The organism is Actinoplanes sp. NPDC051411, from assembly GCF_040682075.1.
GTDB lineage: Bacteria > Actinomycetota > Actinomycetes > Mycobacteriales > Micromonosporaceae > Actinoplanes.
This window is the reverse complement of the sequence record NZ_JBFBAD010000048.1, coordinates 65,571-74,927: the sequence shown is the minus strand read 5'-3', so window position 1 is coordinate 74,927 and position 9,357 is coordinate 65,571. Positions and strand designations below refer to the sequence as shown.

Annotated in this window: 12 protein-coding genes; 8 read left to right on the top strand and 4 right to left on the bottom strand. The window is 72.6% G+C overall.

The annotated features are described in order from the left end of the window. Positions 1 to 506: 506 nt before the first annotated feature. Entirely contained in the window at positions 507 to 1,013 is a 507-nt protein-coding gene (locus tag AB0M88_RS25790) for a hypothetical protein (RefSeq protein ID WP_364106438.1), read from the bottom strand. Between the two features lie 735 nt (positions 1,014 to 1,748). Then, positions 1,749 to 2,459, bottom strand: a complete 711-nt coding sequence (locus tag AB0M88_RS25785; protein WP_364106436.1) for an LON peptidase substrate-binding domain-containing protein — start codon at positions 2,457 to 2,459, stop codon at positions 1,749 to 1,751. Between the two features lie 134 nt (positions 2,460 to 2,593). On the opposite strand from AB0M88_RS25785, the gene hisD reads away from it, so the two are divergent. From hisD to hisF, 8 genes are read left to right on the top strand one after another with little or no spacing between them, the layout of a single operon-like run. After that, positions 2,594 to 3,931: a histidinol dehydrogenase gene (hisD, locus tag AB0M88_RS25780; RefSeq protein ID WP_364106434.1), complete on the top strand. Its 1,338-nt coding sequence runs from the start codon at positions 2,594 to 2,596 to the stop codon at positions 3,929 to 3,931. Then, positions 3,928 to 4,992, top strand: coding sequence for a histidinol-phosphate transaminase (locus AB0M88_RS25775; protein WP_364106432.1), 1,065 nt, complete (start codon positions 3,928 to 3,930; stop codon positions 4,990 to 4,992). The genes hisD and AB0M88_RS25775 overlap by 4 nt, the downstream gene beginning before the upstream one ends. Further along, entirely contained in the window at positions 4,989 to 5,600 is a 612-nt protein-coding gene (gene hisB / locus AB0M88_RS25770; RefSeq protein WP_364106430.1) for an imidazoleglycerol-phosphate dehydratase HisB, read from the top strand. The genes AB0M88_RS25775 and hisB overlap by 4 nt, the downstream gene beginning before the upstream one ends. Then, on the top strand, positions 5,597 to 5,752 hold the full coding sequence (locus AB0M88_RS25765) for a hypothetical protein (RefSeq protein WP_364106428.1): 156 nt from the start codon (positions 5,597 to 5,599) through the stop codon (positions 5,750 to 5,752). The genes hisB and AB0M88_RS25765 overlap by 4 nt, the downstream gene beginning before the upstream one ends. A gap of 5 nt (positions 5,753 to 5,757) precedes the next feature. Next, the gene (gene hisH / locus AB0M88_RS25760) at positions 5,758 to 6,390 is read left to right on the top strand and encodes an imidazole glycerol phosphate synthase subunit HisH (RefSeq protein ID WP_364106444.1); all 633 of its coding nucleotides are present in this window, start codon (positions 5,758 to 5,760) and stop codon (positions 6,388 to 6,390) included. 6 nt (positions 6,391 to 6,396) lie between these two features. Continuing rightward, positions 6,397 to 6,717 (top strand): hypothetical protein, encoded by a 321-nt coding sequence (locus tag AB0M88_RS25755; RefSeq protein WP_364106426.1) that lies wholly within the window; start codon positions 6,397 to 6,399, stop codon positions 6,715 to 6,717. Between the two features lie 12 nt (positions 6,718 to 6,729). Beyond that, a complete protein-coding gene (gene priA / locus AB0M88_RS25750) occupies positions 6,730 to 7,458 on the top strand; it encodes a bifunctional 1-(5-phosphoribosyl)-5-((5-phosphoribosylamino)methylideneamino)imidazole-4-carboxamide isomerase/phosphoribosylanthranilate isomerase PriA (protein ID WP_364106424.1) in 729 nt (242 codons plus the stop codon). A gap of 40 nt (positions 7,459 to 7,498) precedes the next feature. Beyond that, positions 7,499 to 8,260, top strand: a complete 762-nt coding sequence (gene hisF / locus AB0M88_RS25745) for an imidazole glycerol phosphate synthase subunit HisF (RefSeq protein ID WP_364106422.1) — start codon at positions 7,499 to 7,501, stop codon at positions 8,258 to 8,260. A 3-nt stretch (positions 8,261 to 8,263) separates the two neighbouring features. On the opposite strand, the gene AB0M88_RS25740 is transcribed toward hisF, so the two are convergent. Together AB0M88_RS25740 and AB0M88_RS25735 are read right to left on the bottom strand one after the other, a co-directional pair. Further along, positions 8,264 to 8,695: a hypothetical protein gene (locus tag AB0M88_RS25740; RefSeq protein WP_364106420.1), complete on the bottom strand. Its 432-nt coding sequence runs from the start codon at positions 8,693 to 8,695 to the stop codon at positions 8,264 to 8,266. 25 nt (positions 8,696 to 8,720) lie between these two features. Further along, a complete protein-coding gene (locus AB0M88_RS25735) occupies positions 8,721 to 9,341 on the bottom strand; it encodes a hypothetical protein (protein ID WP_364106418.1) in 621 nt (206 codons plus the stop codon). Between the last annotated feature and the right edge of the window lie 16 nt (positions 9,342 to 9,357).

The window sequence follows — 9,357 nt, the reverse complement described above, 5'->3', positions numbered from 1 at the left end:
TTCGTTCTTGGTCACCCTCGCCCCGAATTCCTTGCGTACTTTTGGTCAGCAGATTTGGCCTGGGACTTGGGTTTCTGCTGCCAGGAGCTGTCTTTTCGCCGGGCGGTCCCGGTGCGGTCAGCTGTGCCCTTGCGGTCAGTGGTCTCCGGATAGACGGTTCGGCGGGCAGGCCGGGGTGGGCGCGGGGCTGGGGGGTTGTGCCGCGCCGGTTGCGAGACCACATCCTGGGCAGGCCGGGGGTGGTGGGTGGGTCGGGCCGGGCTTTGCCGGTTGCGGTGGCGAGGGCCGGGGTCTTTTCAGCTTGCGTGCGGCCGCTTGGGCTTGTGGGCCGCTTAGGGTTTGTTAGCCGTAGGCCAATGCCGGGCCCAGGTTGGGTGATCTCCTCGCGTCGGCATGATTCGCTCCGCCCGGGGCAAGGCGCTCAGCCAAGCCCAACACCCACCCCAAGATCGCGCAGGCATCTCCGAGCGGAGGCCGGGGTCTGGGGGCAGAGCCCCCAGGGGTCCTCAAATTTCAGACAGCTGATTAGCCCCATGGCCCGGCTTCGCACCGGGCGCATCGAGATCAGGGTCATTCGACCAGCCGGCGAGAAGAGTCAGGACTATCGCGGCGGCGAACGCGGCGACCAGGCGGGGACCTACGGAATGGACCTGGGGCGGCGCCAGATAGGTCGCTCCCTGCACGGCGGTCTCCTGCCAGTGGTGGTAACCGCCCCGCCCGACCAGGCCGCCGATCCACGGGCCAACCAGATAACCCGCCCCGAAGGTGCCCAGGACGACCCCCAGAAGCAGGAACGGGCCGCGGTCCTTGCGCATCACCTGCCAGGCGACGACGGCTACGACCAGGCCAAAGCCCAGGGCCAGCAAGGTGTACCACCCGTCGGCGGCGATGTACTCCTCCGGCGACGGGTCGTTGACGACGATGCCGTTGGAGCCGGCGTCGAGGACCGGCACGCTGGGCGCCAGCCAATGCCAGAGCAGGCCGAGCGGGCCACCCAGGATGAGGACGGCCACACCGGTCAGGACGGCGACCAGCGCCGTGCGGCGCCACGGGCGGCGGCTGGGGCGGGACTCCTCCCAGGGGTCCGGGTAGCCGTGGGCGGCCGGATCGTAGGGCTCGCCGGGCCCGGTGGGGTCGGCAAGACCGTAACCGGCGTCACCTTGGAAGCCGGCTGCCCACGGGCTCGGCGCCGGCTCACCGGCGCCGGCCGGGCCTGCATCCGCTGCTCCCGCGTCGGCCGGTCCTGCGTCGGCCGGCGTTGCGCCGGTTGACCCGGCGCCGGCCGGGCCCGCGCCGGCGCCCGTCGGGCCGGCCCCTGTCGACTCCGCGCCGGTTGTCCCTGCGCCGGTCGGCTCGGCGCCGATCGACTCCGCGCCGGTTGTGCCCGCGCCGGTTGTGCCCGCGCCGGTCGGGCCTGCAGCGGCCGGGCTCGCGTCGGTCGGCTCCGAGGTGGCTGGGCCTGCGCCGGTCCGGTCCCCGTCGGTCGGGCCTGCTCCGGTCGGCCCTGCGGCGGTCGGCCCTGCGGCGGTCGGCTCTGCGGCGGTCGGCTCTGCGGCGGCCGGCCCTGCGTCGGTCGGGTCCGCGTGGACGGCGCCGGCGGGGGCGGGCCGGGCGGTGTCGCCGGGCGCGGGAGGGGCCGTGGGGTCGGGGCGGTGCGGCGGGGCCGGCTCCTGACTCGGATTCACCCCTCGATCCTGCCAGGTCGGGCCGCCGAGCGTCCTCCGCGGCCGCTCAACGCAGGCTGGGAATTAGTTGGGGCTGGCCGGGCGGGCCAGGTCGGAGAGCGGGACGGGTACGGCGCGTACGCGCGCGAGCAGGCCCGCCTCGCGGTTGAGGAGTTTGAGTTCGGCGCGGAGGCGGCTGGCCGTGTCGGGGGCGGCCAGCAGCGACTGGCGTTCCTCGGTGGTCAGCTGGGCGGTCGCGGCGATCAGGTGGGAGAGGACGGTGGGGTCGGCCGGGACCGCGTCGAGGACCTCGGTGTCGGGGCGCAGCAGGTCGAGGTAGGTGCGGAAGGCGGCCAGCGCGCGCGGCGCCAGGTTTTCGGCCGTGGGGTCGGTGGTTTCGTCGGGGAGCCATTCGACGTCGGCGGTCAGGTAGGGCTCGTCGCCCTGGGCGACGTCGCGGATCGAGAAGCGGCGGCGGCCGACCGTCATGATGTCGAAGCGGCCGTCGGGCAGCTCGGTGACCTGGCGCAGTTCGGCGGTGCAGCCCACCGGGTAGAGGTCGTCGGCGCCGACCGGGGCGGGGGGTGCCGCCGGCTGGTCGTCGTCGGCGTCGGGGGCCGGTGCTTCGGCGCCCCGGCGCAGCGTGACCACGCCGAACTCGTGGGGGCCATCGACGGGGCTCGACACCAGCTCGCGGACCAGTGCGCGGTAGCGTTCCTCGAAGATGTGCAGGGGCAGCACCAGGCCGGGGAACAGCACCATACCCAGGGGGAACACTGGTAGCCGCGCGCTCACGGGTCCAGCCTATCGGGCGGCTGACCTTGGTCAACCCGTGGTGACCGGGGGCGTACGGGTGATCACCATCCCACGCCCTGGGCGTCGCGGTGCCGCCCGGAAAATCGTGCGACGTCGAAGCCTAGAATTGCCGGGTGCTGAATCGGACTGACCTGCGCGGCTCCCGTCGGGACCCGCGCGGCCTGCTGCCCCGTGCCCAGCTCGACGTCTCGCAGGCCGTCGAGCGGATCCGCCCGGTCGTCGAGGCGGTTCATCAGCATGGATTCAGCGCGATCGCCGAGGCGACCGAGCGGTTCGACGGGGTGAAGCTGGAGCGGCTGCGGGTGCCCGCCGAGGCGATCGCCCGGGCCGCGGAGACGCTCGATGAGGACGTGCGAAACGCCCTGCTCGAGTCGATCCGGCGGGCCCGTAAGGTGCACGCCGACCAGCGCCGCACCGACGTGACGACCCAGGTGGTCGACGGCGGCACGGTGACCGAGCGGTGGGTGCCGGTCGCCCGGGTCGGCCTTTACGTGCCCGGCGGTCTGGCGGTCTATCCGTCCACCGTGGTCATGAACGTGGTGCCCGCCCAGGAGGCCGGCGTCGAGGGCCTGGTCGTGGCCAGCCCGCCGCAGGCCGACAACGACGGGCTGCCCGACCAGCGGGTGCTCGCGGCGTGTGCGCTGCTCGGCGTCGACGAGGTCTACGGCGTGGGCGGCGCGCAGGCGGTCGCGATGCTGGGGTACGGCTCGCGCGGCCGCGCCGCGGCGGAAAGCCCAGTCGGTGTCGTCGACATTGATCATTGTGAGCCGGTCGACGTCATCACCGGGCCGGGCAACATCTGGGTGACCGCGGCCAAGCGGCTGCTGCAGGGCACGGTCGGCATCGACGCCGAGGCCGGGCCGACCGAGATCGCGGTCCTGGCCGACGAGACGGCCGACCCGCGGCACGTCGCGGCCGACCTGATCAGCCAGGCCGAGCACGACCCGCTGGCCGCGAGCGTGCTGGTCACCGACTCCGAGGCGCTGGTGGAGGCAGTCGAGGCCGAGCTCGCGAAGCAGGTCGCGACCACCAAGCACGAGGGGCGGGTGCGCACCGCGCTCACTGGCCCGCAGTCCGGCGTCGTCCTCGTCGACGACCTGGAGCAGGGGCTGAAGGTCGTCGACGCATACGCGGCCGAGCACCTCGAGATCCAGGCGCGCGACGCGCGCCAGTGGGCCATGCGCGTACGCAACGCCGGCGCGATCTTCGTCGGCGCGTGGTCGCCGGTGTCGCTCGGTGACTATGCGGCCGGGTCCAACCACGTGCTGCCGACCGCCGGTTGTGCGCGGCATTCGTCCGGCCTGTCGGTGCAGTCGTTCCTGCGCGGCATCCACGTCGTCGAATACGACGAGGCGGCCCTGGAAGACGTGGCCGGGCACGTGGTCGCGCTGGCCAACGCCGAGGACCTGCCGGCGCACGGCGACGCCGTGAAGGCGAGGTTCGCGAGGTGACGACGATCGACGACCTGCCGATCCGCGACGACCTGCGGGGCCAGACGCCGTACGGGGCGCCGCAGCTCGACGTCCCGGTGCGGTTGAACACGAACGAGAACTCGTACGAGTTGCCCGGCGAGGTGGCCGACGCGATCGTCAAGGCGGTCGCGGCCGAGGTGAAGGACCTCAACCGCTACCCGGACCGCGACGCGGTGGCCCTGCGCGCCGACCTGGCCGACTACCTGGGTCACGGGCTGACCACGGCCAACCTGTGGGCGGCCAACGGGTCGAACGAGGTGCAGCAGCAACTGTTGCAGGCGTTCGGCGGCCCGGGCCGGTCGGCGATCGGTTTCGGCCCGTCGTATTCGATGCATCCGCTGCTCGCCCAGGGCGCCGGCACCCGGTGGATCGGCGCGCTGCGGGACGCCGACTTCGGGCTCGCGCCCGGGGCGGCCCGGGATGAGATCGAGCGGCACGACCCCGACCTGGTGTTCCTCTGTTCGCCCAACAATCCGACCGGCACCGCGCTCGACCCGGAGGTGGTCACCGCGGTCCTCGACACGGCGCGCGGCATGGTGGTCGTCGACGAGGCGTACGCGGAGTTCGCCCGGGAGGGCACGCCGAGCGCGCTGGCCCTGCTGCCCGAGCACCCCCGGCTGGTGGTCACCCGCACGATGAGCAAGGCGTTCGGGTTCGCCGGCGGCCGGCTGGGATATTTCGCGGCGCACCCGGCCGTCGTCGACGCCGTCCAGCTGGTCCGCCTGCCATACCACTTGAGCAGCCTGACCCAGGCGGCCGCGCGCGCGGCGATCGCGCACCGGGCCGCGCTGCTCGCGACCGTCGAGGCGATCAAACAGCAGCGGGACCGCATCGTCGGGACGCTGCGCGAGCGGGGCTACCGGGTCGCCGACAGCGACGCCAACTTCGTGTTGTTCGAGGTCGGCGGCGATCAGAAGGTGGTCTGGCAGAGGCTGCTGGACCGCGGCGTGCTGATCCGCGACGTCGGCCTGCCGGGCTGGCTGCGGGTCACCGCCGGCACTCCCGAAGAGACAGACGCGTTCCTGGAAGGTTTGCGATGAGTCGGACCGCGCGGATCGACCGCGTCACCAAGGAGACCAAGGTGCTCGTCGAGATCGACCTCGACGGCACCGGCCAGGGCGACCTGGCGACCGGCGTCGGCTTCTACGACCACATGCTCAACCAGCTGGCCAAGCACGGCGGGTTCGACCTGACGGTGCGCACCGAGGGCGACCTCGAGATCGACGCGCATCACACCATGGAGGACACGGCCATCGCCCTCGGCGAGGCCTTCGCGCAGGCGCTCGGCGACAAGAAGGGCATCCGGCGGTACGGGTCGGCCACGATCCCGATGGACGAGGTGCTCTGCCGGGCGGCCGTCGACCTGTCCGGCCGGCCCTACGTGGTGCACGACGAGCCGCAGCTCGCGCCGTACATCGGGCCGGTCTATCCGACCAGCATGACCCGGCACATCTTCGAGTCGTTCGGGTTCGCGGCCCGGCTGACCCTGCACGTCAGCGTGCTGCGGGCGGCCCGCGACGGGTCCGGACCGGACGCTCACCACGTGGTCGAGGCCCAGTTCAAGGCGTTCTCGCGGGCGCTGCGCGAGGCGGTCGAGATCGATCCCCGCAACGCCGGCCAGCTGCCGTCGACGAAGGGTGTGCTGTGATCGGGATTCTGCTCTTCATCGTCGCCGGCTTCCTGGTCGGCGGGACCGTGCAGCTGGTCAAGTCGGGTGCCACCAGGTTCAGCGTGGGTGTGGTCGGCGTGCTCGCCGCTCTCGCCGTCGCGGGCGGGGTGGCCTGGATCCTCCCCGGATGAGCGGCATGACCGGTCCGGCCCCGCGGATCGTGGTTCTCGACTACGGCTCCGGCAATCTGCGCTCGGCCGAGCGGGCGGTCGCGCGCACCGGCGCCGACGTGACGGTCACGAGTGACCTGCGGGCGGCGGCCGCGGCCGACGGGCTTGTGGTGCCGGGCGTCGGCGCGTACGCGGCCTGTATGGCCGGGATGGAACGGCTCGGCGCCGGACCGGTGATCGCACGACGGGTGGCCGAAGGCCGGCCGGTGCTCGGCATCTGCGTGGGCATGCAGATCCTGTTCGAGACCGGGGTCGAGCACGGTGTCGAGACCAAGGGCCTCGGTCTGCTGCCCGGCGCGGTGACCCGGCTGACCGCCGAGCGCATCCCGCACATGGGGTGGAACACGGTCGCGCCGGCCGACGGTTCGGTGCTGCTCGACGGGTTGCCGGACGACGCCCGGTTCTACTTCGTCCACTCGTACGGTGCCTCTGATCTTTTCGCCCTGCACCGGGCCGGCGCCCGGGTGACCACGGCGACCCATGACGAGCCGTTCGCCGCCGTGGTCGAGATGGGTGCGCTGAGCGCGGCCCAGTTCCATCCCGAGAAGAGTGCCGACGCCGGGTTCGGGCTGCTCCGCAACTGGGTCGCCGGGCTCTGATCGCCGATGTCCAAGGAACGGGCGCGGCGGCGCGCCGAGCGGCTCGCCGTGCTGGAGAAGGAGAAGGCCGCCCGCGCCCGGAAGGTCGCGCGGCGGCAGCGTCGTCGTGTTCTGGTGCGCCGTCTCCGCCCGCGGCCCCTGGGCAGTGCGGGGCGCCTGCACCGGCGCAGCCGCCCGCAGCGGATCGGCATCGTCGTGGTGCCGCTGGTCGCCGCGATCGCGGTGTGGCTGCTGGTGCCCGACGTTCCGCTCCGCATCGTCCTGACCGCCATGATTGTTATCGCCGTGCCGGCGCTGGTTGTTCTGGTGCTCGGCAAGCGTTCCTGAAGGGGAGTTCCCGTGACCTTGTCCTTGCTTCCGGCCGTCGACGTCGCCGATGGCCAGGCCGTGCGCCTGGTGCAGGGCGCGGCCGGTTCCGAGACGTCCTACGGCGACCCGCTCGAGGCGGCGCTGGCCTGGCAGAACGACGGCGCCGACTGGGTGCACCTGGTCGACCTGGACGCGGCGTTCGGGCGGGGCTCGAACGCGGCGCTGCTCGCCGACGTGGTCGGGCGGCTCGACGTCAAGGTGGAGTTGTCCGGCGGCATCCGCGACGACGCGTCGCTGACCGCGGCGCTGGCCACCGGGGCGGCCCGGGTCAACATCGGCACGGCCGCCCTGGAGGACCCGGCGTGGTGCGACCGGGTGGTGGGGGAGTACGGCGAGCGCGTGGCGATCGGGCTGGACGTGCGCGGGCGTACGCTCTCGGCCCGCGGCTGGACCCGCGACGGCGGCGACCTGTTCGATGTGCTGGCCCGGCTCGACAAGGCGGGGGCGTCCCGTTACGTGGTCACCGACATCACCAAGGACGGGATGATGCGCGGGCCCAACCTCGAGCTGCTGCGCGAGGTCTGCGCGGCCACCGACCGGCCGATCATCGCGAGCGGCGGGGTGTCCACGCTGGATGATCTGCGCGCGCTGGCGGCGCTGGAGCCGATCGGGGTCGACGGGGTGATCGCGGGGAAGGCGCTCTATGCCGGGGCGTTCACCGTGCGGGAGGCGCTGGAGGCGCTGGCCGCGGCGGTCTGAGAACGGTTGAGGGCGGGAACGGCTGACTAGGGTGGACGGCATGACGGTGGCGGTGCGGGTGATTCCGTGTCTGGACGTGGACGCGGGCCGGGTGGTCAAGGGTGTCAACTTCGTCGATCTGCGGGATGCCGGGGATCCGGTCGAGCTGGCGGCGGCCTACGACGCGGCCGGGGCCGACGAGCTGACGTTCCTCGACGTGACCGCGTCGTCGGACGACCGGGGCACGATGCTCGACGTGGTGCGGCGGACGGCCGAGTCGGTGTTCATCCCGCTGACCGTGGGGGGCGGGGTGCGGTCGGTCGAGGATGTCGACGTGCTGTTGCGGGCCGGGGCCGACAAGGTGGGGGTCAACACGGCGGCGATCACGCGGCCGGAGCTGATCCGGGAGATCGCGGCGCGGTTCGGCAATCAGGTGCTGGTGTTGTCGCTGGATGTGCGCCGGTCGGCCGCCCAGCCCAGCGGCTGGGAGGTGACCACGCACGGCGGCCGGCGGAGTGCGGGCCTCGACGCGATCGAGTGGGCCCGGACGGTGGCCGAGCTGGGGGCGGGTGAGATCCTGCTCAACTCGATGGACGCCGACGGCACCAAGGCCGGTTTCGACCTCGAGCTGATCGAGGCGGTGCGGGCGGTGGTCGACATCCCGGTGATCGCCAGCGGCGGGGCCGGTGTGGTCGGGCATTTCCCGCCGGCGGTCGCGGCCGGGGCCGACGCGGTGCTGGCGGCCAGCGTCTTCCACTTCGGAGACCTGACGATCGGCGAGGTCAAGGACGCGCTGCGGGCGGCCGGCAACCCGGTCCGATAAAGATCAGCGCCCGTCGGCGAGACGCGTGCGATATTCGCGGAGCGCGGTCATGTAGGTCTGCTCGTCGAGCGTCCACTCCCAGTCGCCGGGCGCGCTGGCCCGGTTGAGCTGGGCCTGCAGGGTCATGACGGCCGACGACAGGCCGCTGAACGGGCGGGTGCGCCACAGCTGCTCGCCGGCCGGGGCGATCTCGACCAGGTCGTCCTCGACGCTGAGCAGGCCGGCCCCGGCCAGGCGGCGCATGGAGAACTCGAGCTCGTCGCGGCTCGGCACGGCGTGGTGCAGGAAGTCGGCGGCGGCCAGCACGTCGGCGAATGAGGCGCCGGTCACCGGGAGGGCGGCGTGCAGGGCCCGGTCGCGTTCGAGGCGCTCGGCGATGACCGCGGACACGAAGATCCACGCGTCGTTCCAGTGCCAGCCGTCGTCTGCCCCCATGCGGCAATGATGCCGTGCGACCGCGTCACCGGGAAGCGAATGTGTCGGGATGATCACTGACCTGTGACGGCAGGTCGAAGAGTCTCAGAAAGAGCTGGACCAGCGGTCCTATACCCAGTGCGTAGGCCACCGTCCCGACGCCGACGGTGCCGCCGAGCAGGAAGCCGGCGCTGAGCACCGTGAGCTCGATGCAGGTGCGCACCAGCCGGATCGACAGCCGGGGGAACCGGCCCACGATGCCGGTCATGAGGCCGTCGCGCGGGCCGGGGCCGAACCGGCTGCCGATGTAGAGGCCGGTCGCGGCCGCGTTGAGCACGATGCCGCCGGCCAGGTAGCCGATGCGGGCGGTCCAGGTGGTGCCGGCGGGCAGCAGCGCGAGCGCCCGGTCGGCGACCAGGCCGACGAGGACGAGGTTGGCGAGCGTGCCGAAGCCCGGCCGCTGTCGCAGGGGAATCCACAGCAGCAGGACCGGGATGCCGGTCAGGATCACCACGAGGCCGAAGCTGAGCCCGGTCACCTTCGACAGGCCCTGGTGGAAGACGTCCCACGGGTCGAGTCCGAGCCGCGATTCGACCAGCATGCCCATGGAGACGCCGTAGAGCACGAGCCCGGCGAAAAGCTGCACCAAGCGGCGCGTGATCCTCATAACTGCCACCATGCGG

What these genes read in the sequence shown, in the direction of transcription:
- hisB (WP_364106430.1), top strand. Translation starts at nt 4,989, where the DNA reads ATGAGTCGGACCGCGCGGATCGACCGCGTCACCAAGGAGACCAAGGTG.
- hisH (WP_364106444.1), top strand. Translation starts at nt 5,758, where the DNA reads ATGACCGGTCCGGCCCCGCGGATCGTGGTTCTCGACTACGGCTCCGGC.
- AB0M88_RS25755 (WP_364106426.1), top strand. Translation starts at nt 6,397, where the DNA reads ATGTCCAAGGAACGGGCGCGGCGGCGCGCCGAGCGGCTCGCCGTGCTG.
- hisF (WP_364106422.1), top strand. Translation starts at nt 7,499, where the DNA reads ATGACGGTGGCGGTGCGGGTGATTCCGTGTCTGGACGTGGACGCGGGC.
- AB0M88_RS25740 (WP_364106420.1), bottom strand. Translation starts at nt 8,695, where the DNA reads ATGGGGGCAGACGACGGCTGGCACTGGAACGACGCGTGGATCTTCGTG.
- AB0M88_RS25735 (WP_364106418.1), bottom strand. Translation starts at nt 9,341, where the DNA reads ATGAGGATCACGCGCCGCTTGGTGCAGCTTTTCGCCGGGCTCGTGCTC.